Below are 23,944 nucleotides of genomic sequence, written 5' to 3' on the forward strand. Positions count from 1 at the left end.
AACGCCATGAAACAGCACAATGCCGTGCTCAGCTGCCGCAACCTGAGCAAGCGTTACGACGAAGGCCCCGAGTCGGTGGTCGTGCTCGACGGGCTCGAACTGGAACTCTTCCCTGGCGAGCGCGTGGCCATCGTCGGCAGCTCCGGCTCCGGCAAGAGCACCTTGCTGAACATGCTCGGTGGCCTGGATACGCCCAGCGAGGGCAGTGTCTGGCTGGCCGGTGAGCAACTGTCGGCACTGAGCGAGACCGCCCGTGGGTTGCTGCGCAATCGGGCGCTGGGTTTCGTCTATCAGTTCCATCATCTGCTGGCCGAGTTCACCGCGCTGGAGAACGCCTGCATGCCGCTGCTGATCGGCAAGACCTCGATCGCCGAAGCGCGCCAGCGCGCGACGGCATTGCTGGAGCGCGTGGGGCTTGGTCATCGCCTCAACCACAAACCGGCCGAGCTGTCCGGTGGCGAGCGCCAGCGTGTGGCCATCGCCCGTGCCCTGGTCAATCGTCCGGGGCTGGTGCTGCTCGACGAGCCGACCGGCAACCTCGATCAGCACACCGCCGAAGGCATTCAGGAGCTGATGCGCGAGCTCAGCCGCGACTCCAATACCGCGTTCCTGGTGGTGACCCACGACATGCAGCTGGCGCGGCAGATGGATCGCGTGCTGAGCCTGCAGGACGGCAAGCTGGTGGCCCTCTGATGTTTCGTCCGCTGAGTATCTTCATCGGCGCTCGCTATACGCGGGCCAAGCGCCGCAATCATTTCATCTCCTTCATTTCGCTGACCTCGATGATCGGCCTGGCGCTAGGCGTACTGGCGATGATCGTGGTGTTGTCGGTAATGAACGGCTTCCAGAAGGAAATGAGCTCGCGGATTCTCGGTATGGTGCCGCATGCCATGGTCTATGGTGCCGATCCGGTTGCCGACTGGCGCGCCCTGGCCGGCAAGGCCATGGCCAATCCGCAGGTGCAGGCTGCCGCGCCTTATGCCGAGCTGGAGGGCATGCTTTCGCATCGCGGACTGATGCAGCCGATCCAGATCCACGGCATCGATCCGGCGGAGGAGGGCAAGGTGTCGATCCTGCCCGAACACATTCGTCAGGGCAGCCTGAACAATCTGCTACCCGGTGAGTTCGGTGTGGTGATCGGTGATATCACTGCACGGCGCTTCGGCCTGCAGGTCGGCGACAAGCTGACGCTGATCATTCCGGAGCTGAGTAACGCTCCCGGTGGTGTCACGCCGCGCATGCAGCGTCTGAACGTGGCGGCGGTGTTCAAGGTCGGCGCCGAGCTGGACAGCTCGCTGGCGCTGATCAACGTCGCCGACGCCGCAGCCATGCAGCGCCTGCCGGAGGGCACGGTGCCGGGCATCCGCCTGGCGCTGAAGGATCTCTACCAGGCGCCGCAGGTGTCCAAGGCGCTGCTCGCCGAGCTGGGTGCTGATTACCGCGCCGATGACTGGACCCACACCCAGGGCAGCCTGTTCAGCGCGATGAAGATGGAGAAGACCATGATCGGCCTGCTGCTGCTGCTGATCGTTGCGGTCGCTGCCTTCAATATCATCGCCACCCTGATCATGGTGGTCGCCGACAAGGGCGGTGATATCGCCATCCTGCGCACCCTGGGCGCCACACCGCGGCAGATCATGGCGATCTTCATGGTGCAGGGCTCGGTGATCGGTCTGGTCGGCACTCTGATCGGCACGGTGCTTGGCGTGCTGGCGGCGCTGAATGTCAGTGCCCTGGTGGCCTGGCTGGAATCTTTCGCCGGGCAGCAGGTGCTGAGCTCCGACGTCTACTTCATCAGCAGCCTGCCATCGGACCTGCAATGGCTGGACGTGGCGCTGATCTGCTCGGCGGCGTTGATCCTGAGTTTCCTCGCCACGCTCTACCCGTCCTGGCGAGCGGCACAGGTGCAGCCGGCCGAAGCGCTACGCTACGAATAAAAGCGGCGGCAGGCCTCAGGCTGCAGGTGAAAGCGGCCTGTAGCCTGCAGCTTGTGGCCTATTGCCGCTTTTGTCTGCTCTCTTGGCGCTTGCGCCAACTGCGCTGGACCCACCAGCGCCAGTAGAGCATGGTCAGCACATAAGCCAGCGCGGCCAGGATCAGGCCGCAGACGAAGGAGCCGAGGTAAAGCGGCTTCCACAGGATGGCGACCTCGGCCGTTATCCATTCCAGGCTCAGGGTCTGCGGCATGCGCACTGGCGGTGTCTGCATGATCCATGCACCGAGTTTGTAGGTGCAGTAGAAGATTGGCGGCATGGTGATGGGATTGGTCAGCCAGACCAGGCCGATGGAAATCGGCAGATTGGCGCGCAGCGGAATGGCCACGGCGGCGGCGGCGAGCATCTGCATCGGCATGGGAATCATGGCCCAGAACAGACCAATGGCCATGCCGCGTGCTACGGAGTGACGGTTCAGGTGCCAGAGATTGGGGTCATGAATCAGCTTGCCGAGAAAGCGCAGGGACTTGTTACCCTTGATGCTGTCGGGTGTGGGCATGTAGCGCTTGAATAAACGACGCGGCATGAAGAGTCTCTGGGCAGGCAAAAGCGCCGATATTATGCACGGATTCAGCAGGGCCAGCGTTTTCATATTGTGACCGAAGGTGAGCGCCGGACGCGTTCGCTGCAGCTCGATGAGCAGGGAGGATGGATGCGAACAGGGATGTTGGCGCTGGCCTTGGGGCTGCTCAGCTTGCGCTTTCTACCAAGCCTGCCGTCCGGCTGGCTGCTGCTGGTTGTGGCCTGTGCCGGCCTGGCTTTATTGCTCTCGCGTCTCTACCCGCTGGGGTTCTTTCTGTTGGGGTTGGCGTGGGCCTGCAATTCAGCGCAGTGGGCGCTGGACGATCGCCTCTCCCCGGAGCTCGACGGCCGCACGCTATGGCTGGAGGGGCGGGTGGTGGGATTGCCCGAGGTCTCCGATGGCGTGGTGCGCTTCCTGCTGGAGGGCGCGCACTCGCGTCGCGCCGAGCTGCCAAAAAGGTTGCGGGTGGCCTGGTATGGCGGGCCGAGGGTGCAGGGCGGCGAGCGCTGGCGTCTGGCAGTCAACCTGAAGCAGCCGCATGGGTTGGTCAACCCGCAGAGTTTCGACTACGAAGCCTGGCTGCTGGCGCAGCGTATCGGCGCCACGGGCACCGTCAAGTCCGGTCAACGTCTTGCGCCAGCCACGGGGCTGGGGAGCTGGCGCGACGGCTTGCGTCAGCAGTTGCTGGCCGCACCGGCTTTTCAGCGAGAAGGCGCTATCGCCGCTTTGGTACTGGGCGACGGATCGGGCTTGAGCACCGGTGATTGGCGCTTGTTGCAGCACACCGGCACGGTGCATCTGATGGTCATTTCCGGACAGCACATCGCGCTGTTGGCCGGCTTTCTTTATGGACTGGTGGCGTTACTGGCGAAGCTCGGCGCATGGCCGGCGCGCTGGCCCTGGCTGCCCTGCGCCTGTGCCCTGGCCCTGAGCGGGGCCTTGACCTACGGCTTGTTGGCTGGCTTCGAGGTGCCGGTGCGCAGGGCCTGCGTGATGGTCGCACTGGTGCTGCTGTGGCGTATGCGCTTTCGCCATCTGGGTGCGTGGTGGCCATTATTGCTGGCCTTGATCGTGGTTCTGCTGCTGGAGCCGCTCGCGTCGTTGCAGCCGGGCTTCTGGCTGTCGTTTTCGGCGGTGGCGATTCTGGCTCTGGTGTTTGGCGGTCGGCTCGGCGTCTGGGCTTGGTGGCGTGGGCTGACGCGTGCGCAATGGACCATGGCCATTGGGCTGTTGCCGATGATGTTGATCCTCGGCTTGCCGGTCAGCAGCAGCGGGCCGCTGGCCAACCTGATCGCCGTGCCCTGGGTCGGGTTGGTGGTTGTGCCTCTGGCCTTGCTGGGCACTTTGCTGCTGCCCGTTCCGATGCTGGGCGAAGGGGTGTTGTGGCTGGCCGGTGGCGCGCTGCATCTGCTGTTCGAGTTGCTCGGTATCATCGCCGGCTGGCTGCCCGCCTGGTTGCCCAGTGTTCTGCCGTTGTGGGCGTGGTTGCTGGCAGCAGTCGGCGCGGTACTGCTCCTGTTGCCAGCGGGAGTGCCGCTGCGTCTGCCCGGCCTTGCGCTTCTGCTGCCCGCGCTGCTGTTGCCCACGCCGCGTCTGGAGGATGGCCGTGCTGATGTCTGGGTGCTGGATGTGGGACAGGGGTTGGCGGTGCTGGTGCGCACCCGAGAGCACGCGCTGTTGTACGACGCTGGACCGCGCTTCGGTGATTTCGACACCGGCGAGCGTATCGTCCTGCCCTCCTTGCGTGCGCTTAACGTCCGGCAGCTCGACCTCATGCTGCTTAGCCATGCCGACAACGATCATGCCGGCGGCGCTGCAGCGATCAAGGCCGGGATGCCGGTATCAAGGGTGATCAGCGGTGAACCGCAAAGGCTGGCAGCCGCGCTCGGCGCCGAAGCTTGCGAGTCCGGGCAAAGCTGGCAATGGAACGAGGTGACCTTCAGGTTGTGGCAGTGGGAACGGGCCCGCTCCGGCAACCAGCTGTCATGTGTCCTGCAGATCGAGGCGGCGGGCGAGCGTCTGCTTCTGACCGGCGATATCGACGTGCAGGCCGAACGGGCGCTGATGCAGGCCGGCTTTCCCCTGGCCTCGCAGTGGCTGCTGGCGCCTCATCACGGCAGTCGCACTTCGTCCAGCCAGGCCTTTATCGATGCGGTCGAGGCGCGCCATGTGCTGATCACCCGCAGTCGCCATAACGCCTTTGGCCATCCGCACCCGCAGGTGCTGGAGCGTTACCAGGCGGCGGGCATCGACGTGCATGACACGTCGAATACGGGTGCACTGCATCTGCGCCTGGGTGAATGGCGAGCGCCTCGCGGGTTGCGAAGCGAGGCACGCTTCTGGAGGGAAAAATGAGAAGGAGCTGCGCCCTATGCTAGAGTGGCGCCACTTTTTCGAGGGGGATTCTCTACCGTGTGGGAACTGGTCAAAGCTGGCGGCTGGATGATGCTGCCGATCATTCTCTGTTCCATCGCTGCTGCCGGTATCGTTGCCGAGCGCCTGTGGACCCTGCGGCCCGCCCGCGTCACTCCGGCCAATCTGCTGGCCCAGGTATGGCGCTGGATCAAGGACAAGAAACTCAATAATCAGAAGCTCAAGGAGCTGCGTGAGGATTCGCCGCTGGGGCAGATTCTCGCCGCCGGCCTGGCCAACTCCAAGCATGGTCGCGAGATCATGAAGGAATGCATCGAAGAGGCCGCCGCGCGCGTCATCCATGATCTGGAGCGCTACCTCAACGCCCTCGGCACCATCGCGGGCATCGCACCGCTGCTCGGCCTGCTCGGCACCGTGCTGGGCATGATTGAAATCTTCAGCTCCTTCATGGGCTCGGGCATGGCCAACGCGCCAATGCTCGCCGGAGGCATCTCCAAGGCCCTGATCACCACCGCAGCCGGCCTGATGGTGGCGATTCCGGCACTGTTCTTCCATCGCTACCTGCAGCGCCGCGTCGACGAGCTGGTGGTGGGCATGGAGCAGGAAGCGATCAAGCTGGTGGAAATGGTCCAGGGTGATCGCGACGTCGACCTGGGCGAGGGCAAGGCGTGAAGTTCCGGCGTAAACCGCGGGAGAACGTCGAGATCAACCTGGCCTCGTTGATCGACGTGGTATTCATCCTGCTGCTGTTCTTCGTGGTCACCACCACCTTCACCCGCGAGACCCAGCTCAAGGTCGACCTGCCCGAGGCGGCCAGCGGCACGCCGCCGGAGCAGACCGAGCTCAAGCAGGTCGAGGTACTGATCGGTGCCGACGGCGCGTTTTCGGTCAACGGCAAGGCGCTGCTGGAAAGCAACCTGAGCAATCTCATGGCTGCCCTGCAGAAGGAATCCGATGGCGACAACAGCCTGCCGCTGATCATCAGTGCCGACGGCAAGACGCCGCATCAGGCGGTGATCACCGCCATGGACGCCGCTGGCAAGCTGGGCTTCTCGCACCTGCGCATCACCACGGTGGAAGCACAGGAAACTCCCTAAGTGAGCGCCGCCGATCGCCTGCTCGAGGCCTGGTACCGCGGCCACCCGGCGCTGGCGCTGCTGCGCCCGCTGGAGTGGCTTTACCGCCGCGTGGTGCAGGGCAAGCGCGCGCGGTTTCTCGCCGGCGAGGGCGACATCTACAGGGCGCCGGTACCGGTACTGGTGGTGGGCAACATCACCGTCGGCGGCACCGGCAAGACGCCGCTGATTCTCTTTCTGATCGAGCACTGCCGCGCCCGTGGCCTCAAGGTCGGCGTGGTCAGCCGCGGCTATGGCGCCACGCCGTCGAGCCTGCCGTGGCGTGTGCGTGCCGATCAACCGGCCGCACAGGCCGGTGACGAGCCGCTGCTGATCGTCCAGCGCAGCGGCGTGCCCCTGATGATCGACCCGGACCGCAGCCGCGCCGTGCGTGCGCTGCTGGCCGAAGAACCGCTGGATCTGATCCTCTGCGACGATGGTCTGCAGCACTACCGTTTGGCGCGCGATCTGGAGCTGGTGCTGATCGACGCCGCCCGCGGTCTGGGCAATCGCCGCTGCCTGCCGGCCGGGCCGCTGCGCGAGCCGGCCGAGCGTCTGGCTGAGGTGGATGCCGTGCTGTTCAATGGTGCCGACACCGATAGTGCCGAGGGTTACGCCTTTCGCCTGCAACCGTCCGCGTTGGTCAACCTGGCCAGTGGCGAACGTCTCGGCCTTGAGCACTTCCCACCCGGTCAGGCCGTACATGCGGTGGCCGGTATCGGCAACCCGCAGCGTTTCTTCAATACCCTCGAAGCGCTAAACTGGCGCCCGGTTCCGCACCCCTTTGCCGATCATGCGCAGTACGATGCCGCCCAGCTCAGCTTCGAGCCGCCGCTGCCGCTGCTGATGACGGAAAAGGATGCGGTGAAATGCCGGGCCTTCGCCGCCGCCGACTGGTGGTACCTGGCCGTCGACGCCGTGCCCACGCCGGCTTTCGTCGACTGGCTGGACAAGGAGCTGGCTCGCCTCATACCGGGGTCTTGATGACCTCACCAAGGACTGCGCCATGGACCTTAAACTGCTCGACATTCTCGCCTGCCCGATTTGCAAGGGCCCGCTGCAGCTCTCCGAAGACAAGACCGAACTGATCAGCAAGGGTGCCGGCGTGGCCTACCCGATTCGCGACGGCATCCCGGTGATGCTGGAAAGCGAAGCGCGCACCCTCAATACCGACGAGCGTCTGGACAAGTAAATGAGCGCAGCCTTCACCGTCGTCATTCCCGCCCGTTACGCCTCCACCCGTCTGCCCGGCAAGCCGCTGCAGGACATCGCCGGCAAGCCGATGGTGCAGCACGTCTGGGAGCAGGCGAGCAAGAGTTCGGCCAGCCGCGTGGTGATCGCCACCGACGATGCGCGCATCGTCGAGGCCTGTACGGCCTTCGGCGCCGAGGTGCTGCTGACCCGCGAGGATCACAACTCCGGCACCGACCGTCTGGCCGAAGTGGCGACCCAGCTCGGCCTGCCAGCCGATGCCATCGTGGTCAACGTGCAGGGTGACGAGCCGCTGATTCCCCCATCGATCATCGATCAGGTGGCGGCCAACCTGGCGGCCAACCCGCAGGCAGGCATCGCCACCCTGGCCGAGCCCATCGAAGACGTCACCGCGCTGTTCAACCCCAATGTGGTCAAGGTGGTCGCCGACAAGCATGGCCTGGCCCTGACCTTCAGCCGCGCGCCGCTGGCCTGGGCGCGCGATGCCTTTGCCAAGAGCCGCGACGTGCTGCCGCAAGGCGTGCCGTACCGCCGTCATATCGGCATCTATGCCTACCGCGCGGGCTTCCTGCATGACTTCGTCGCCTGGGGCCCGTGCTGGCTGGAAGACACCGAGTGCCTGGAGCAGCTGCGCGCGTTGTACAACGGTGTGCGCATCCATGTCGCCGATGCCCTCGAAGCACCGGCTGCCGGTGTCGATACCGCCGAAGACCTGGAGCGGGTGCGCCACCTGCTGGGGGCCTGATGAAGGTCCTGTTCGTTTGTCTCGGCAACATCTGCCGTTCGCCCACGGCTGAAGGCGTTTTCCGTCACAAGCTGCGTGCGGCAGGGCTGGACGACCGGGTGCAGGTGGATTCCGCCGGCACCGGCGACTGGCACGTCGGCAAGGCGCCGGACAGTCGTACGCGCCAGGCGGCGCTGCGCCGCGGCTATGATCTGTCCGCACAACGTGCGCGTCAGGTCGAGGCCGCCGACTTCCAACGCTTCGACCTGATCCTGGCCATGGATCAGAGCAATCTGCGCAATCTCAAGGCGCTGCGCCCGGCCGAAGCCCGCGCCGATCTGGATCTGTACCTGCGTCGCTATGAACTGGCGCTGGATGAGGTGCCCGACCCGTACTACGGCGGCGAAGAGGGCTTCGAGCAGGTGCTGGACCTGATCGAGCAGGCCAGTGACGCCCTGCTCAATGAGATCAAGGGGCGCCTGTGAGCCTGAATCTGCAAAGTGATGTGTCGCTCAAAGCCTTCAACAGCTTTGGTGTCGAGGTGCGTGCCCGGCTGTTTGCCGAGGCCCGTGACGATGCCGAGGTGCGTGAGGCGCTGAGCCTGGCCGAGCAACAGGGCTTGCCGTTGCTGGTGATCGGCGGCGGCAGCAACCTGTTGCTGACTCGCGATGTCGAGGCGCTGGTGCTGCGCATGGCCAGCCGTGGCATTCGCATCCTCGAGGACGATGGCGAGCAGGTGCTGGTGGAGGCCGAGGCCGGCGAGCCCTGGCATCCCTTCGTGCAGTGGAGTCTGGCTCAGGGGCTGAACGGCCTGGAAAACCTCAGCCTGATTCCCGGTACCGTGGGCGCCGCGCCGATGCAAAACATCGGCGCCTATGGTGTGGAGATCAAGGATCTGTTCGCCGGCCTGACCGCGCTGGATCGGCATACCGGCGAGCTGCGCGATTTTGCACTGGAGGAGTGCGCCTTCGCCTATCGCGACAGCCTGTTCAAGCGCGAAGCCGGGCGCTGGCTGATCCTGCGCGTGCGCTTTCGCTTGAGTCGCCTGGCTTCTTTGCGCCTGGACTACGGGCCGGTGCGCCAGCGCCTTGCCGAAATGGGCGTGGAAGTGCCGACTGCCAGCGACGTCAGCCAGGCCATCTGCGCCATTCGCAGCGAAAAGCTGCCCAATCCCGCTGAACTGGGCAATGCCGGCAGTTTCTTCAAGAATCCGGTGGTGTCGTTCGAGCTGGCCGAGCGCATCCGTGGCGAGCATGCCGATCTGGTCAGCTATCCGGCGGGCGATGGTCTGGTGAAGCTGGCCGCCGGCTGGCTGATCGAGCGGGCAGGGTGGAAGGGGGTGCGCGAGGGTGATGCCGGCGTGCATCGTCTGCAGGCGCTGGTGCTGGTCAACTACGGCAGCGCCACAGGTGCGCAAGTGCTGCAGCTGGCGCAGCGCATCCAGAGCGATATCTTGCAGCGTTTTGGCGTAGCGCTGGAAATCGAACCGAACGTGCTTTGAGCGTTGCCCCAGGCGTGATCCGGCAGCCGCCGCCCCCGGATTGCATCCGGGCTACCAGTGACGGAAATGAAAAAGGGGATGCCTAGGCATCCCCTTTTTAGTGACCGCAGGAGGATCAAGCCTGAGGCTTGACCTCCTCCTTGTCGGCTGGCGTTTCTTCTTCCGGCTGCGCTTGCTCTACCGCTTCGCTCACGCTTTGCTCGCTGACGACAGAGCTGGTTTCGGCCACAGCGACCGGCTCCACCGCAGGAGCGGTTTCGCCTGCAGCGGCTTCGGCTTCTGCCGGGGCGCTCGCTTCAGCGACCGGAGCGGCGTCGACTACTGGGGCAGCTTCTACAGCCGGGGCTGCAGCAGCGGCTTGAGCAGCTTCGCGGGCCAGACGCTCGGCTTCACGCTGACGGCGACGCACTTCGCGCGGATCGTTCGGTGCACGGCCGGTGGCATTGGCGGCTACTGGTGCCGGAGCGGCTGCCGGCTCGACCGGAGCCGGGGCAGGCTGAACGGCTTCGGCAACCGGCTCGGCCTGAACTGCAGGCTCAGCGGTCGGCGCTTCGGCGACAACAGGTGCTTCGGCTGCAGCAGCCGGTTCGGCTTCCTGCGCTTTCTCCGCGACCGGAGCGCTTTCGGCCACTTCCACCGCGACCGCATCGACTTTCACCTCGACCGCTTCAGCGGCTGGTGCTTCAGCTTGAGCCGGCGCTTCAGCAGTCGGAGCTTCGCTGGCGACGTTCTCGCTGCTGTCGACGCTTTCGGCAACCACTGCAGCGGCTGTCGCCACGGCAGCAGCTGGAACAGCTGCCTGAGCGGCAGTCTGAGCTTCGTTACCGGCGGCTTCGCTGTTCTCGGCGCTTTCGATCAGGTTGCCGTCGGCATCACGCTGACGCTCGCGACGGTTGCTGCGGCGACGCTGACCACGGGAGCGGCGGCGCGGGCGCTCACCGTCATTGTTGTCCTGCTCGTCATCCTGCAGCTGCTCTTCATTCGGCAGTGCTTCATCCTGCAGAGCCTCGGCCTGCTCGGCACGCGGCTGACGTTCTTCGCGCGGCGGACGCTGACGTTCCTGGCGCTCAGCACGCGGCTGGCGCTCGGCACGCTCTTCGCGTTGCTCGTTACCGGCGTCCAACGGCTCGCGCAGTTCACGTACGCGCTCTTCACGCGGGGCACGCTCTTCGCGCGGCTTGCGCTCGCGACGGTTTTCCTGGCCTTCGCGCGGCTCGCGTGGGGCACGCTCTTCACGCGGAGCACGCTCTTCGCGAGGTTGGCGCTCTTCACGCGGTTCACGGGCCTGACGCTCTTCACGCGGTGCGCGCTCTTCGCGCGGCTTGCGTTCGTCATCGCGGCGACCGCCACGGTTACGGCTCTGCTGGCGACCGTTGCGACGCTCTTCGCGCGGCGGACGCTCATTGCTCTTCTTCTCGGTAACCGCAGGCTGGGTCTCTTCTTCCTTGCCGGCGAAGAGACTGACCAGGGACTTCACCAGGCCCTTGAACAGGCTCGGCTCAGGCGATTTGGTCGGAGCCAGTGGTGCCGGTTGCGGTTCGGCGGCAACCGGAGCGCTGCTGCGCGGTGCGGCCTTGATCGCGGCTTCCTGGCGAACCAGGGTGCGGGTCGCTGCGGTCGGGTGAGCGGCAGCTTCCTCGTTTTCCGCGGTGGCGGCGATTTCGTAGCTGGTCTGGCCGCTCAGCGCCTCCGGGCTGTCGTCACGCAGACGCTGTACTTCGAAATGCGGAGTTTCCAGGTGATCGTTGGGCAGGATCACGATGCGCGCACGGGTGCGCAGTTCGATCTTGGTGATCGAGTTGCGCTTCTCGTTGAGCAGGAAGGCAGCGACCGGGATCGGTACCTGAGCGCGGACTTCGGCGGTGCGATCCTTCAGCGCTTCTTCTTCGATCAGGCGCAGGATGGCCAGCGACAGGGATTCCACGTCGCGGATGATGCCTTGGCCGTTGCAGCGCGGGCAGACGATGCCGCTGGTCTCGCCCAAGGACGGACGCAGACGCTGACGGGACATTTCCAGCAGGCCGAAGCGCGAGATGCGACCGACCTGAACGCGGGCACGGTCGGCGGCCAGGGCTTCACGTACCTTGTCTTCGACGGCGCGCTGGTTCTTGGTCGGCGTCATGTCGATGAAGTCGATGACGATCAGGCCGCCGATGTCACGCAGGCGCAGCTGACGGGCGATTTCTTCGGCCGCTTCCAGGTTGGTCTGCAGCGCGGTTTCCTCGATGTCGCTGCCCTTGGTGGCGCGCGCCGAGTTGATGTCGATGGAAACCAGGGCTTCGGTCGGGTCGATGACGATGGAGCCACCGGACGGCAGCTTCACTTCGCGCTGGAAGGCGGTCTCGATCTGGCTTTCGATCTGGAAGCGGTTGAACAGCGGCACGCTGTCTTCGTACAGCTTGATCTTGCTGGCGTATTGCGGCATCACCTGCTGGATGAAGGCAAGCGCTTCTTCCTGGGCTTCGACGCTGTCGACCAGCACTTCGCCGATGTCCTGGCGCAGGTAGTCGCGGATGGCGCGGATGATGACATTGGATTCCTGGTAGATCAGGAACGGGGCAGGGCGGCTGGTGGACGCCTCCTTGATGGCGCTCCACAGTTGCAGCAGGTAGTCGAGGTCCCACTGCATTTCTTCGCTGGAGCGGCCCAGACCGGCGGTGCGAACGATCAGACCCATGTCGGCCGGAGCGTTGAGGCCGTTCAGTGCTTCGCGCAGTTCGTTGCGCTCTTCGCCTTCGATGCGGCGAGAGATGCCGCCGGCACGCGGGTTGTTCGGCATCAGCACCAGGTAACGGCCGGCCAGGCTGATGAAGGTGGTCAGGGCTGCGCCCTTGTTGCCGCGCTCTTCTTTCTCGACCTGGACGATGACTTCCTGGCCTTCCTTGAGCACGTCCTTGATGTTGATGCGGCCGCCTTCAGGGGCCTTGGAGAAGTATTCGCGGGAGATTTCTTTGAGGGGGAGGAAGCCGTGGCGTTCTGAGCCGAAGTCGACGAAGGCGGCTTCGAGGCTGGGTTCTACGCGGGTGATGCGGCCTTTGTAGATATTGGCCTTCTTCTGTTCGCGGGCGCCGGACTCGATGTCCAGATCGTAGAGTTTTTGGCCATCTACCAGGGCAACACGCAACTCTTCAGGCTGAGTCGCGTTAATTAGCATTCTTTTCATGTGGTACCAATGGGTTCCGGGGCTAGCGGAAGCCACGTTAGGCACACACGACTCTCAGGGTCGGTGTCAGGCGCGTCAGAAACGGTCGTAAATCGTTCCACTGTCTAGCGACGGCCTGCCATCAGAGGCTGCGGTCGCGACGGACGTCTCCTGCTTGCTGTGGTGACAGAAGCACTCAGTCAGGAAGAGGAATCAACTGGCGGTAGCGGACGAGATGAGGCGTCTTTGATCAAGCGATATGCTACGCAGTCCGACAGTTGTACATCTCCACCCTACACGTATCGCTGAAAATCGGGTGCCGCGCGCGGATTCCGCAGCGGTTGTCATTTACCGCGACCGCCCTGCGGGCGAATCGCGCATCATACTCAAGGCTTTATTTCCGAAATCTTCATGGCCTTTTGCGGCCTTTCTAACCTGAAGAATCCGTGGGACGGCCTCACGTCCAAGTAAGGTTTGCGCGGGCAGGGGATGGCAAGTTTGGCAATCATCCACAAGCCAGGCCACTTTTGGCGGCGTTCGCGACTATAGCAGCAATGATTAAGTGCTTCAATTCCATAAAAAATTGTTATGATTGTGCGATGACTACTCCTGCCTCTCCAACCTCCGGCGTCCAGCTGATCGAGGTTGCACCGGAACTCGCCGGCCAACGCATCGACAATTTCCTTCGGGCTCAGCTCAAGGGCGTGCCCAAGACCCTGATCTACCGCATTCTGCGTAAGGGCGAAGTGCGTGTGAACAAGGGGCGGATCAAGCCCGAATACAAACTCCAGGCCGGCGATGTGGTGCGCGTGCCACCGCTGCGCCTTGCCGAGCGCGACGAGCCCGAGCCGCTGGCGCAGGGGCTGCTCGAGCGTCTCGAGGCAGCGATCGTCTACGAGGACAAGGCGCTGATCGTGCTGAACAAGCCGGCCGGCATCGCCGTGCATGGTGGCAGTGGCTTGAATTACGGGGTGATCGAGGCCTTCCGTCAGCTGCGCCCTGATGCCAAGGATCTGGAACTGGTTCATCGCCTGGATCGCGATACGTCCGGTCTTCTGATGATCGCCAAGAAGCGCAGCATGTTGCGTCATCTGCATGAGCAGCTGCGAGGCGATGGCGTCGACAAGCGCTACATGGCGCTGGTGCGCGGCCACTGGGCGACAGCCAGGAAGCAGGTCAATGCGCCGCTGCAGAAGAGCAACCTGCGCTCCGGCGAGCGCATGGTCGAGGTCGATGGCGAGGGCAAGGAGGCGCTGACGTTGTTCCGCGTGCTGCGCCGCTTCGGTGATTTCGCCACGCTGGTCGAGGCCAAGCCGGTGACCGGCCGCACTCATCAGATTCGCGTGCACGCCAAGCATGCCGGGCACTCCATCGCTGGTGACTCCAAGTACGGTGATGACGAGTTCACCCGCGAGATTCGCGAATTGGGTGGCAAGCGCCTGTTCCTGCATGCCTACGAACTGCATGTGCCGCTGCCTGAGGGTGGAGTGCTGAAGCTCGAGGCGCCAGTGGATGAGATGTGGGCCAGGACCCTGGAGCGGCTCAGTGCCTGACTATCAACTGCTGATCTTCGACTGGGACGGCACGCTGGTGGACTCCATCGGTCGTATCGTCGAAGCCATGCATCGAGCCGCTGATGTGACGGGCGTGCCGCGCTGCACGGATGTCGCAGTGCGCGGCATCATTGGGCTGGAACTGGGTGTGGCGATACGCACGCTCTATCCGGAACTCGATGAGCCGTTGCGTATCGAAGCCATCCGTAGCGCCTACAGTGAGCAGTATCTGGCGCTGGAAACCGAGCCTTCACCGTTATTCGACGGTGTGAGCGAGTCGCTCGAAGCCTTTCGCGAGCAGGGTTATCAATTGGCTGTCGCGACCGGCAAGGGGCGCAAGGGGCTGCATCGGGTACTGGCCGACAAGGGTTGGTTGGATTACTTCGATATCACCCGTTGCGCTGACGAGACGGCGAGCAAGCCCGATCCGCTGATGCTGCACGAGATTCTTGCACATTGCCGGGTGCAGCCTGAGCGCGCGCTGATGGTCGGAGACTCGACCTTCGATCTCTTGATGGCGCGCAATGCGGGGATGGATGCGGTTGCGGTGGGTTTTGGTGCGCAGCCGCTGTCGCTGTTGCGCGAATGCTCGCCGCGACTGGCGATCAACGAATTCAATGAGCTGCGTGCATGGCTGGAAGGCTATCGCGCGCAGCGTTCTGCAGAGGTGAGTGAGCATGTCGGATGAGTGGAAGTCATCGTCTTCGTCGGGCGAGGATGCCAAGAGCTGGAAGCTGCTGGAGAAAGCCCTGCTGTCCAGCGTTCAGGAGCAGCGCCGTTCGCGTCGCTGGGGCATCTTTTTCAAGCTGCTGACCTTTATCTATCTGTTCGGCGCATTGGCATTGGTGTTGCCGGCGCTCGATCTGAAATCGGCCTCGACCACCACCGCTCATACCGCGCTGATCGAAATTCGCGGCATGATCGCCGATCGCGAGGAGGCCAGTGCCGACAAGGTCGTGGGTAGCCTGCGTGCTGCTTTCGAAGATACCAATACCAAGGGCGTGATCCTGCGCATCAACAGCCCTGGCGGAAGTCCGGTGCAGTCCGGCTATATCTATGACGAGATTCGCCGCCTGCGCGGCGAGTACCCGCAGACCAAGGTCTATGCGGTGATCAGTGACCTGGGGGCCTCTGGTGCCTATTACATCGCCAGTGCGGCCGATGTGATCTATGCCGACAAGGCGAGTCTGGTCGGTTCCATCGGTGTCACGGCAGCCAGTTTCGGTTTCGTCGAAACCATGGAGAAGCTCGGCGTCGAGCGTCGCGTCTACACCTCGGGTGAGCACAAGGCATTCCTCGATCCGTTCCAGCCGCAGAAGGAAGAGGAAACCCGTTTCTGGAAAACCGTGCTCGATACCACTCATCGCCAGTTCATCGACAGTGTGAAGAAGGGGCGTGGTGATCGTCTCAAGGCAGACGAGCATCCCGAGTTGTTCTCGGGGTTGGTCTGGTCTGGAGAGCAGGCGCTGCAACTTGGATTGGTCGACGCGCTGGGCAGTGCCAGTTACGTGGCGCGTGAAGTGATCGGCGAGAAGGAAATGGTCGATTTCACCCAGCGTGACACGCCGTTCGACCGCTTCGCCAAGCGTCTGGGTACCAGTGTGGCCGATCGCATTGCGTTGTGGATGGGCTTCCAGGGGCCGACGCTGCGCTGAGTTACAAGAAGGCCCGTTCACAGGCCGTGTGAAAACGTAGCGAGCGAAGGTCAGACAAGGCAAAAAACGGCGAAAAAGCGCAGTTTACGAGCTGTAAATGAGCATTTTGAGCCGTTTTTTAACGCAGCATGGCCGAGCGCAGTAGTTTTCTCACAGTCTGCTCAGCGGGCCTTCTTCTTTTTATGGGTGGCTCAAGGGACTTCGATTCCCTCGTTCAGCAGCATGTCCACCAGGCGAATCAGCGGCAGGCCGATCAGGCTGGTGGCGTCCTCGCCCTCGGTGCTGCGGAACAGGCTGATACCCAGTCCTTCGGACTTGAAGCTGCCGGCACAGTCGAATGGCTGCTCGCGTTGCAGGTAGCGCAGAATCTGCTCGTCGCTGAGCGGGCGGAAATGTACGGTAAAGGGCACGCAGTCCACCTGGCACCTACCGGTACTGGTATTGAGCAATGCCAGGCCGGTCAGAAAGGTAACACTGCTGCCGCTGGCGGCGCGCAGCTGTTGCTGGGCTCTTGGCAGGTCGTGTGGCTTGCCGAGTATCTGGCCGTTGCCCAGTACGGCGACCTGGTCAGAGCCGATGATCAGGTGGTCGGGTTGGTCGGTGGCGAGGGCGCGGGCCTTTTCTTCGGCCAGGCGCTTGACCAGATCGATGGCCGCTTCGCCCTCTCGTCGGCTTTCGTCGATGCTGGGCGACTGCCAGGTGAAGGGCAGTCGCAGGCGTTCGAGCAGCTCGCGGCGGTAGGGGGAGCTGGAGGCGAGCAGCAGCGCGGGCATGTTCTTTTCCTTTTATATATGTCTGCAGGCGGGCGGGAAATTCTACTGATCGTTGCTATTGGACGACAGGCCGAATTTCCTTTGACATGGGCAGGGTGCATCCCTAGAATGCTGCGCCTATGTTGAATGGGCCGATTCCACCTCACGTTGATCCGCGCAAGCTCGCCGACCGCGAAGCTACCCTCGAAGGGCAGCTCGAACTGGCCAGCCTGCCGCGTCTCTGCGACCCGCTTGCCGATACGGCTGGCACGGTGCAGGCGAAATTTCATTTCGGGCGTGACGAGCAGAAAACTGTGGTGATCCGCAGTGAGCTCGAGGTTGAGGTCAAAATGGTCTGCCAGCGTTGTCTGGAGCTGGTCGCGCTACCCATCCGCAGCGAATGTGAATACGCGGTGGTTCGGGTTGGAGCGAACACTCAGTCCTTGCCGAAGGGCTACGACGTGCTGGAAGTGGGTGAAGAGCCGCTGGAGCTGCTCGGTCTGGTCGAGGATGAATTGCTTCTCGCCCTGCCGATCGTTCCTGCTCATGCCCCAGGTGATTGCCAGCAGCCGGACGGTCTCGATGAGCCCGAGCCGGGCGAGGACGAGGTATCGCGGTCCAACCCGTTCAGTGTATTGGCGCAGTTAAAGCGTGACCCAAACGTTTAGGAGTTAATGAGTTATGGCTGTTCAGCAGAACAAAAAATCCCGTTCCGCCCGCGACATGCGTCGTTCGCACGACGCTCTCGAGGCCAGCACCCTGTCCGTAGAGAAGAGCACCGGTGAAGTTCACCTGCGCCACCACGTTTCTCCGGAAGGCGTGTACCGCGGTCGCAAAGTGATCGACAAGGGCGCTGACGAGTAATCCTTGTCCGCCTCGATCATCGCGATTGATGCAATGGGTGGGGACTTCGGTCCCCACTGCATTGTTCCGGCCTGCACTTCTGCGCTGGCTGAATTCCCCTCGCTGCACCTGGCTCTCGTCGGCCAAGCTCCCCTCATCGAAGAACAGCTCGCTCGCCAGTCCGGCGTCGATCGCTCGCGCCTGCAGGTTCATCACGCCAGTGAAGTGATCGCCATGGACGAGCGTCCGGCTCAGGCCTTGCGCGGCAAGCCCGATGCCTCGATGCGCGTGGCCCTGGAGCTGGTACGTCAGCGTCAGGCGCATGCCTGCGTCAGTGCCGGTAATACCGGTGCGCTTATGGCGCTTTCGCGTTATGTGCTCAAGACGCTGCCAGGTATCGACCGGCCGGCCATGGTCAGCCCGATTCCGACCGAGCGGGGCCATTGTTACCTGCTGGATCTGGGCGCCAATGTCGACTGCAGTGCCGAGCATCTCTATCAGTTCGCGATCATGGGCGCCGTGGCGGCCGAGACGCTGGGTGTGTCTCGGCCGCGGGTCGCCTTGCTCAATGTCGGTACCGAAGACATCAAGGGCAATCAGCAGGTCAAGCTGGCCGCCAGCCTGCTGCAGCAGGCGAGCGGGCTGAACTTCATCGGCTATATAGAAGGCGATGGAGTGTACCGTGGCGAAGCCGATGTCGTGGTGTGCGACGGCTTTGTCGGCAACATCCTGCTCAAGTCCAGCGAAGGCCTGGCGAAGATGATCACTGGCCGGGTCGAGACGCTGTTCAATGAGGGGTTGTTCGCTCAGGCGGTCGGGGCTTTGGCGATGCCGCTGCTGCGCCGTCTCAAGGCCGACCTGGCTCCCGCTCGGCACAATGGCGCGAGCTTTCTCGGGCTGCAGGGCATCGTGGTCAAGAGCCATGGCGCGGCGGGGCAGGAGAGCTTTCAGAGCGCCATTCGCTGTGCGCTGCGTGAGGTGCAGGAAAATTTGCCGCAGCGACTGCATGGTCGACTTGAGGACTTGTTGCTGTAGACTCGTCGCGTTTTCAGGGTATGGGCTGCGGCGGAATGTGACCGCGGCACGCGGCCTGTCATCCAACTGTCAGTTTGCTGCGCCAGGCTCGCCTGGCGCTGGTTTTTCGACTCAAGGGACTTATTCATGTCTGCATCCCTCGCATTCGTCTTTCCCGGTCAGGGTTCGCAAGCCCTGGCCATGCTCGCCGATCACGGTGCCCAGCAGAAGCTGGTGCTCGATACCTTCGGCGAAGCCTCCGAAGCGCTCGGCTACGACCTCTGGGCGCTGACCCAGCAAGGCCCGGAAGAGCAACTGAACCAGACCGACAAGACCCAGCCGGCCATTCTCACCGCCTCCATCGCCCTGTGGCGTTTGTGGCAGGCCGAGGGAGGCGCCAAGCCGGCGTTCGTCGCCGGTCACAGCCTGGGTGAGTACTCCGCGCTGGTCGCCGCGGGCAGCATCGGCTTTGCCGACGCCGTGAAGCTGGTGGAGCGCCGCGGTCAACTGATGCAACAGGCCGTTCCGGCCGGGCAGGGCGGCATGGCCGCCATCCTCGGTCTGGAGGATGCCGATGTGCTGGCTGCCTGTGCCGAAGCGGCGCAGGGCGATGTGGTCAGTGCAGTGAACTTCAACGCCCCGGGCCAGGTGGTGATCGCCGGTAGCGCGGCTGCCGTCGAGCGTGCCATCGAGGCGTGCAAGGCGCGTGGTGCCAAGCGCGCCATGGCGCTGCCGGTCAGCGTGCCGTCGCACTGCGCGCTGATGAAGCCTGCTGCCGAGCGTTTCGCCGAGTCGGTCGAGGCCTTGAACTGGCAGGCGCCGCAGATTCCGCTGGTGCAGAACGTCAGCGCCGCCGTGGTGTCCGACCTGGCCACCCTGAAGGCCGACCTGCTGGCGCAGCTGTACAGCCCGGTTCGCTGGGTCGAGTCCATGGTGCGTCTGTCCGAGCAGGGCGTAACCGATCTGGTCGAGTGCGGCCCCGGCAAGGTGCTCAGCGGCCTGAACAAGCGCTGCGTCAAAGGCATCAACACCCACAGTCTGGATACCCCCGACGCTTTCGCCGCTGCTCGTGCTGCGTTGGCTTGAGAAAGGAGAACGAACATGAGTCTGCAAGGTAAGGTCGCGCTGGTCACTGGCGCCAGCCGCGGTATCGGCCAGGCAATTGCCCTGGAGCTGGGCCGTCAGGGTGCCATCGTCATCGGCACAGCCACTTCGGCATCCGGTGCCGAGCGCATCGCTGCCACGCTGAAAGAGCACGGCATCAGCGGTACCGGCATGGAGCTGAACGTGACCAGTGCCGAATCCGTCGAGGCCGTGCTGGGTGCTATCGCCGAGCAGTTCGGTGCGCCGGCCATTCTGGTCAACAACGCCGGTATCACCCGCGACAACCTGATGCTGCGTATGAAAGACGACGAGTGGTTCGATGTCATCGACACCAACCTCAACAGCCTCTATCGGCTGTCCAAGGGTGTGCTGCGTGGTATGACCAAGGCACGCTTCGGCCGGATCATCAACATCGGTTCCGTGGTTGGTGCCATGGGCAATGCCGGACAGGCCAATTACGCTGCCGCCAAGGCCGGTCTGGAAGGTTTCAGCCGCGCTCTGGCGCGTGAAGTCGGTTCGCGCGGCATTACCGTCAACTCGGTAGCTCCTGGTTTCATCGATACCGACATGACTCGCGAGCTGCCGGAAGCACAGCGCGACGCGCTGCTGACGCAGATTCCGCTGGGCCGTCTGGGCCAGGCCGAAGAGATCGCCAAGGTCGTCGGTTTCCTGGCTTCCGATGGCGCAGGCTACGTCACTGGGGCTACTATTCCGGTGAACGGCGGTATGTACATGAGCTAAAAAGGGCGCCTCCGACTGTCCGGAGGTTCTCGAATGTGACGCGAGCCATCAGAAAACTGTCATAGTGGCTGTCTAAAATCCGTTATAAAGCTGCAACAGGTTTATAGACAGATCGTTGAAGTGTACCTGGGGGCTCCCCGGCATTCAGCTTGAAATGCTAAAAACCCTTTCTATACACTTGGCCGCTACCAGCTGCCTGGATTTGTCCAATAGGAGTGAAAACAAGGTATGAGCACCATCGAAGAACGCGTCAAGAAAATCGTTGCTGAGCAACTTGGCGTCAAGGAAGAGGAAGTAACCAACAGCGCTTCCTTCGTCGAAGACCTGGGTGCCGACTCTCTTGACACCGTTGAGCTGGTGATGGCTCTCGAAGAAGAATTCGAGACCGAGATCCCGGACGAGCAAGCTGAGAAGATCACCACCGTTCAGGAAGCCATCGACTACGTGACTGCCCACGCGCAATAAGTCACAGTCAGCTTTCTGACCGAGAAAAGCCGCACTGCCCTTATCAGGCGTGCGGCTTTTCTTTACGTGCAAGGCGCATGTAGCGCCTGAGTAGAACAAGAGGAGATTGCTGTGTCGCGTAGACGCGTCGTGGTTACCGGTATGGGCATGCTGTCGCCGCTGGGTAACGATGTGCCGAGCAGCTGGCAGGGCATTTTGGCCGGGCGCAGTGGCATCGGTCTGATCGAGCATATGGACCTGTCGGCCTACTCCACCCGTTTTGGCGGGTCGCTCAAGGGCTTCAACGTCGAGGAGTACCTCTCTGCCAAGGAGGCGCGCAAGCTCGACCTGTTCATCCAGTACGGTCTCGCTGCCTGCTTCCAGGCCGTGCGTGATTCCGGGCTGGAAATCACCGACGCCAATCGCGAGCGTATCGGTGTGGCCATGGGCTCAGGTATCGGCGGCCTGACCAATATCGAGAACAACTGCAAATCGCTGCACGAGCAGGGGCCGCGGCGCATTTCGCCGTTCTTCGTGCCGGGCTCGATCATCAACATGATTTCCGGTTTCCTGTCGATCCACCTGGGGCTGCAGGGGCCGAACTACGCCATCGCTACGGCGTGTACCACCGGCACCCATTGCATCGGCATGGCCGCACGCAATATCGCCTATGGCGAAGCTGACGTCATGGTCGCCGGCGGCGCCGAGATGGCGGCCTGCGGCCTGGGCATGGGCGGCTTCGGTGCGGCGCGTGCGCTGTCGACTCGCAACGACGAGCCGACCAAGGCCAGCCGCCCATGGGACAAGGGCCGTGACGGCTTCGTGCTGTCCGACGGTTCCGGCGCCCTGGTGCTGGAAGAACTGGAACACGCCAAGGCGCGTGGCGCCACCATCTATGCCGAGCTGATCGGTTTCGGCATGAGCGGCGACGCCTTCCACATGACCTCGCCGCCCGAGGACGGCGCCGGTGCAGCGCGCTGCATGGCGGCAGCCCTGCGCGATGCCGGCATCAATGCCGACCAGGTGCAGTACATCAACGCGCACGGCACCTCGACCCCGGCTGGCGATATTGCCGAAGCCGCGGCGGTGAAGAGCGTGTTCGGCGATCACGCCTACAAGCTGGCGGTCAGCTCGACTAAGTCCATGACCGGTCACCTGCTGGGGGCTGCGGGCGCGGTGGAGGCGATTTTCAGCGTGCTGGCGATCCGCGACCAGGTCGCGCCGCCGACCATCAACCTGGACGAGCCGGACGAAGGCTGCGACCTGGACTTCGTCGCGCACCAGGCCAAGGCCATGCCGATCGAGATCGCCCTGTCGAACTCCTTCGGCTTCGGCGGCACCAACGGCTCGCTGTTGTTCCGTCGGTACCACGGCTGATGCTGAGCTGGGTCAACGGCGCGCCCGGCGAGCAACTGTCGGTTCGCGACCGTGGCCTGGCTTACGGCGATGGTCTGTTCGAGACCATCGCTGTGCGTGGCGGGCGCATCCCGTTGCTGGCGCGGCATATGGCGCGCCTGGCTGAGGGCTGTCGGCGCCTGTCCATTCCTCTCGATCTGCCGCTGATGGAAGGCGAGTTGCAGGCCTTTGCCGGGCAACTGGGCGAGGGCGTGGCCAAGCTGGTCGTTACCCGAGGTGAGGGCCAGCGCGGTTATGCGTCGCCACAGCCCTGCCAGCCGCTGCGCATCCTGCAGGCCGCACCTTTGCCGCAGTATCCCGCTGTGCACGCCGATCAGGGCGTGCGTCTGTTCCCCTGCGTGACACGTCTGGCCGAGCAGCCCTTGCTGGCCGGTCTCAAACATCTCAACCGTCTGGAGCAGGTGCTGGCGCGTGCCGAGTGGCAGGACGCCGAGTGTGCCGAGGGGCTGATGCGTGACAGCCATGGTCGGGTCATCGAAGGCGTGTACAGCAACCTGTTTCTGGTCATCGAAGGCGGGCTGGTGACGGCCGATCTGTCGCGCTGTGGCGTGGCGGGGGTGATGCGTGCGGAGATTCTGCAGCAGGCGCAGATGCTCGGGCTGGCCATCGAGTTACGCGATATTTCATTGGAAGAACTGCTGAGTGCCGATGAAGTCTTTCTCTGCAACAGCCTTTACGGCATCTGGCCTGTACGGGCGCTGCAAGAGCGACACTGGTCGGTCGGGCCGCTCACCCGTAAACTGCAGGCCATCGTCTGCGACCTACTGAGTAAATAACTGGTGCTACGCAAGATCTTGTTGCTGCTCGAGTGCGGTGTGCTGCTGGCTGCGCTGCTGGTGGTAGGGGCCGCCTGGCAGCAGCACAGAGCGCTGGAACAGCCTCTGCATCTGACTGAAGAAATGCTCCTGGAGGTGCCGTCCGGCGCCACGCCGAGCGGCCTGCTCAATCGTCTGGAAGCCGACGGCGTGATCGACAACGCTTTCTGGCTGCGCCTTTACTGGCGTTTCAATCTGCGTGCTCCGGCCATGCACAGCGGCGAATATCGCCTGCTGCCCGAGCACAGCGCGCGGGACATGCTCGGCCTGTGGCAGCGCGGCGAAGTGGTGCAGTACAGCCTGACGCTGGTCGAGGGCTGGAACTTCCGCCAGGTGCGTGCGGCCCTGGGGCGTCAGGAGCGCCTGGAGCAGCGTCTGGCCGATCTCACCGATGCCCAGCTGATGGAACGTCTGGGTCTGGCCGGACAGAATCCGGAAGGGCGCTTCTTTCCCGACACCTACCGCTATGTGCGCGGCATGAGCGACGAAGACCTGCTCAAGCAGGCCAACACTCGCCTTGAAGCCGTGCTTGCCGAAGAGTGGCAGAAGCGCGCCGAGGGTTTGCCCTACCGCGAGCCGTACGAGGCACTGATCATGGCCTCGATGATCGAGAAGGAAACCGGCGTGCCCGAGGAACGCGGCGAAATCGCCGGTGTGTTCGTCCGCCGTCTGCGCATGGGTATGCGTCTGCAGACCGACCCTACTGTGATCTACGGCATGGGCGAGCGCTACAACGGTCGTATCACTCGTGCAGACCTGCGCACGCCGACGCCCTACAACACCTACACCATCGACGGCATGCCGCCGACGCCGATCGCCATGGTCGGGCGTGAGGCCATTCACGCTGCGCTCAACCCGCTCGATGGCACCACCCTGTATTTTGTCGCGCGAGGCGACGGCAGCCATGTGTTCTCCAACACCCTGGATGAGCACAACCGCGCCGTGCGCGAATACCAGCTCAAGCGTCGCGCCGACTACCGCTCCAGCCCCGCGCCTCGCGCGGCGGCCGAAACTGAATAAGGG

General features: G+C 63.6%; 25 protein-coding genes. 22 read left to right on the forward strand and 3 right to left on the reverse strand.

Annotated elements, in window-relative coordinates; all coding sequences use genetic code 11:
• Positions 1-6 precede the first annotated feature (6 nt).
• Positions 7-693, forward strand: a complete 687-nt coding sequence (gene lolD / locus DXK50_RS09745) for a lipoprotein-releasing ABC transporter ATP-binding protein LolD (RefSeq protein ID WP_177323697.1) — start codon at positions 7-9, stop codon at positions 691-693.
• Positions 693-1,937, forward strand: a complete 1,245-nt coding sequence (locus DXK50_RS09750) for a lipoprotein-releasing ABC transporter permease subunit (protein WP_161866460.1) — start codon at positions 693-695, stop codon at positions 1,935-1,937. Before lolD ends, DXK50_RS09750 begins: the two co-directional genes overlap by 1 nt.
• 58 nt (positions 1,938-1,995) lie before the next feature.
• Here the strand turns inward: DXK50_RS09750 and DXK50_RS09755 are convergent, their stop codons facing one another.
• Complete coding sequence (locus tag DXK50_RS09755) at positions 1,996-2,520, reverse strand: DUF2062 domain-containing protein (protein WP_161866459.1); 525 nt, start codon at positions 2,518-2,520, stop codon at positions 1,996-1,998.
• A 126-nt stretch (positions 2,521-2,646) separates the two neighbouring features.
• Here DXK50_RS09755 and DXK50_RS09760 point away from each other — a divergent pair, with 126 nt between their 5' ends.
• From DXK50_RS09760 to murB, 8 genes are read left to right on the forward strand one after another with little or no spacing between them, the layout of a single operon-like run.
• Positions 2,647-4,872 (forward strand): DNA internalization-related competence protein ComEC/Rec2, encoded by a 2,226-nt coding sequence (locus DXK50_RS09760; protein ID WP_249186763.1) that lies wholly within the window; start codon positions 2,647-2,649, stop codon positions 4,870-4,872.
• Positions 4,873-4,929: 57 nt separating this feature from the next.
• Positions 4,930-5,562 carry a MotA/TolQ/ExbB proton channel family protein gene (locus DXK50_RS09765; protein ID WP_013714801.1) on the forward strand — a complete coding sequence of 211 codons (633 nt, stop codon included), beginning with the start codon at positions 4,930-4,932 and terminating at the stop codon, positions 5,560-5,562.
• Complete coding sequence (locus DXK50_RS09770; RefSeq protein ID WP_090426166.1) at positions 5,559-5,987, forward strand: ExbD/TolR family protein; 429 nt, start codon at positions 5,559-5,561, stop codon at positions 5,985-5,987. Before DXK50_RS09765 ends, DXK50_RS09770 begins: the two co-directional genes overlap by 4 nt.
• Entirely contained in the window at positions 5,988-6,989 is a 1,002-nt protein-coding gene (gene lpxK / locus DXK50_RS09775; RefSeq protein WP_212630174.1) for a tetraacyldisaccharide 4'-kinase, read from the forward strand.
• A 22-nt stretch (positions 6,990-7,011) separates the two neighbouring features.
• On the forward strand, positions 7,012-7,197 hold the full coding sequence (locus tag DXK50_RS09780) for a Trm112 family protein (RefSeq protein ID WP_013714804.1): 186 nt from the start codon (positions 7,012-7,014) through the stop codon (positions 7,195-7,197).
• On the forward strand, positions 7,198-7,962 hold the full coding sequence (gene kdsB, locus DXK50_RS09785; protein WP_212630175.1) for a 3-deoxy-manno-octulosonate cytidylyltransferase: 765 nt from the start codon (positions 7,198-7,200) through the stop codon (positions 7,960-7,962). It begins immediately after the preceding gene.
• Positions 7,962-8,426 (forward strand): low molecular weight protein-tyrosine-phosphatase, encoded by a 465-nt coding sequence (locus DXK50_RS09790; protein WP_161866456.1) that lies wholly within the window; start codon positions 7,962-7,964, stop codon positions 8,424-8,426. Before kdsB ends, DXK50_RS09790 begins: the two co-directional genes overlap by 1 nt.
• Entirely contained in the window at positions 8,423-9,442 is a 1,020-nt protein-coding gene (murB, locus tag DXK50_RS09795; RefSeq protein ID WP_212630176.1) for a UDP-N-acetylmuramate dehydrogenase, read from the forward strand. Before DXK50_RS09790 ends, murB begins: the two co-directional genes overlap by 4 nt.
• 115 nt (positions 9,443-9,557) lie before the next feature.
• Here murB and rne read toward each other — a convergent pair whose 3' ends face one another.
• Positions 9,558-12,605, reverse strand: coding sequence for a ribonuclease E (rne, locus tag DXK50_RS09800; RefSeq protein WP_212630177.1), 3,048 nt, complete (start codon positions 12,603-12,605; stop codon positions 9,558-9,560).
• A 578-nt stretch (positions 12,606-13,183) separates the two neighbouring features.
• On the opposite strand from rne, the gene rluC reads away from it, so the two are divergent.
• From rluC to sppA, 3 genes are read left to right on the forward strand one after another with little or no spacing between them, the layout of a single operon-like run.
• Positions 13,184-14,137 carry a 23S rRNA pseudouridine(955/2504/2580) synthase RluC gene (gene rluC / locus DXK50_RS09805; protein ID WP_212630178.1) on the forward strand — a complete coding sequence of 318 codons (954 nt, stop codon included), beginning with the start codon at positions 13,184-13,186 and terminating at the stop codon, positions 14,135-14,137.
• Positions 14,130-14,825 carry an HAD-IA family hydrolase gene (locus DXK50_RS09810; protein WP_161866452.1) on the forward strand — a complete coding sequence of 232 codons (696 nt, stop codon included), beginning with the start codon at positions 14,130-14,132 and terminating at the stop codon, positions 14,823-14,825. Before rluC ends, DXK50_RS09810 begins: the two co-directional genes overlap by 8 nt.
• Positions 14,815-15,792 (forward strand): signal peptide peptidase SppA, encoded by a 978-nt coding sequence (sppA, locus tag DXK50_RS09815; protein ID WP_212630179.1) that lies wholly within the window; start codon positions 14,815-14,817, stop codon positions 15,790-15,792. Before DXK50_RS09810 ends, sppA begins: the two co-directional genes overlap by 11 nt.
• Before the next feature lie 191 nt (positions 15,793-15,983).
• On the opposite strand, the gene DXK50_RS09820 is transcribed toward sppA, so the two are convergent.
• A complete protein-coding gene (locus tag DXK50_RS09820) occupies positions 15,984-16,565 on the reverse strand; it encodes a Maf family protein (protein WP_212630180.1) in 582 nt (193 codons plus the stop codon).
• A 119-nt stretch (positions 16,566-16,684) separates the two neighbouring features.
• Between DXK50_RS09820 and DXK50_RS09825 the strand changes: the two genes are divergently transcribed.
• From DXK50_RS09825 to mltG, 9 genes are all read left to right on the forward strand, one after another.
• Positions 16,685-17,212, forward strand: a complete 528-nt coding sequence (locus DXK50_RS09825; protein WP_003245186.1) for a YceD family protein — start codon at positions 16,685-16,687, stop codon at positions 17,210-17,212.
• A 13-nt stretch (positions 17,213-17,225) separates the two neighbouring features.
• A complete protein-coding gene (gene rpmF, locus DXK50_RS09830) occupies positions 17,226-17,408 on the forward strand; it encodes a 50S ribosomal protein L32 (protein WP_003245185.1) in 183 nt (60 codons plus the stop codon).
• A 3-nt stretch (positions 17,409-17,411) separates the two neighbouring features.
• On the forward strand, positions 17,412-18,422 hold the full coding sequence (gene plsX, locus DXK50_RS09835; RefSeq protein WP_161866450.1) for a phosphate acyltransferase PlsX: 1,011 nt from the start codon (positions 17,412-17,414) through the stop codon (positions 18,420-18,422).
• Between the two features lie 126 nt (positions 18,423-18,548).
• Positions 18,549-19,487 (forward strand): ACP S-malonyltransferase, encoded by a 939-nt coding sequence (fabD, locus tag DXK50_RS09840; RefSeq protein WP_212630181.1) that lies wholly within the window; start codon positions 18,549-18,551, stop codon positions 19,485-19,487.
• Between the two features lie 15 nt (positions 19,488-19,502).
• Positions 19,503-20,246 carry a 3-oxoacyl-ACP reductase FabG gene (gene fabG, locus DXK50_RS09845; RefSeq protein ID WP_013714817.1) on the forward strand — a complete coding sequence of 248 codons (744 nt, stop codon included), beginning with the start codon at positions 19,503-19,505 and terminating at the stop codon, positions 20,244-20,246.
• A gap of 228 nt (positions 20,247-20,474) precedes the next feature.
• Entirely contained in the window at positions 20,475-20,711 is a 237-nt protein-coding gene (gene acpP, locus DXK50_RS09850; RefSeq protein ID WP_003245177.1) for an acyl carrier protein, read from the forward strand.
• 111 nt (positions 20,712-20,822) lie between these two features.
• Complete coding sequence (fabF, locus tag DXK50_RS09855) at positions 20,823-22,067, forward strand: beta-ketoacyl-ACP synthase II (protein ID WP_161866448.1); 1,245 nt, start codon at positions 20,823-20,825, stop codon at positions 22,065-22,067.
• Complete coding sequence (pabC, locus tag DXK50_RS09860; RefSeq protein WP_212630182.1) at positions 22,067-22,882, forward strand: aminodeoxychorismate lyase; 816 nt, start codon at positions 22,067-22,069, stop codon at positions 22,880-22,882. The genes fabF and pabC overlap by 1 nt, the downstream gene beginning before the upstream one ends.
• 3 nt (positions 22,883-22,885) lie before the next feature.
• Complete coding sequence (mltG, locus tag DXK50_RS09865) at positions 22,886-23,941, forward strand: endolytic transglycosylase MltG (RefSeq protein WP_212630183.1); 1,056 nt, start codon at positions 22,886-22,888, stop codon at positions 23,939-23,941.
• Positions 23,942-23,944 lie beyond the last annotated feature (3 nt).

The sequence above is a fragment of the Pseudomonas sp. KB-10 genome, from assembly GCF_018221585.1.
GTDB classification, from domain to species: Bacteria; Pseudomonadota; Gammaproteobacteria; order Pseudomonadales; family Pseudomonadaceae; genus Aquipseudomonas; species Aquipseudomonas yangonensis.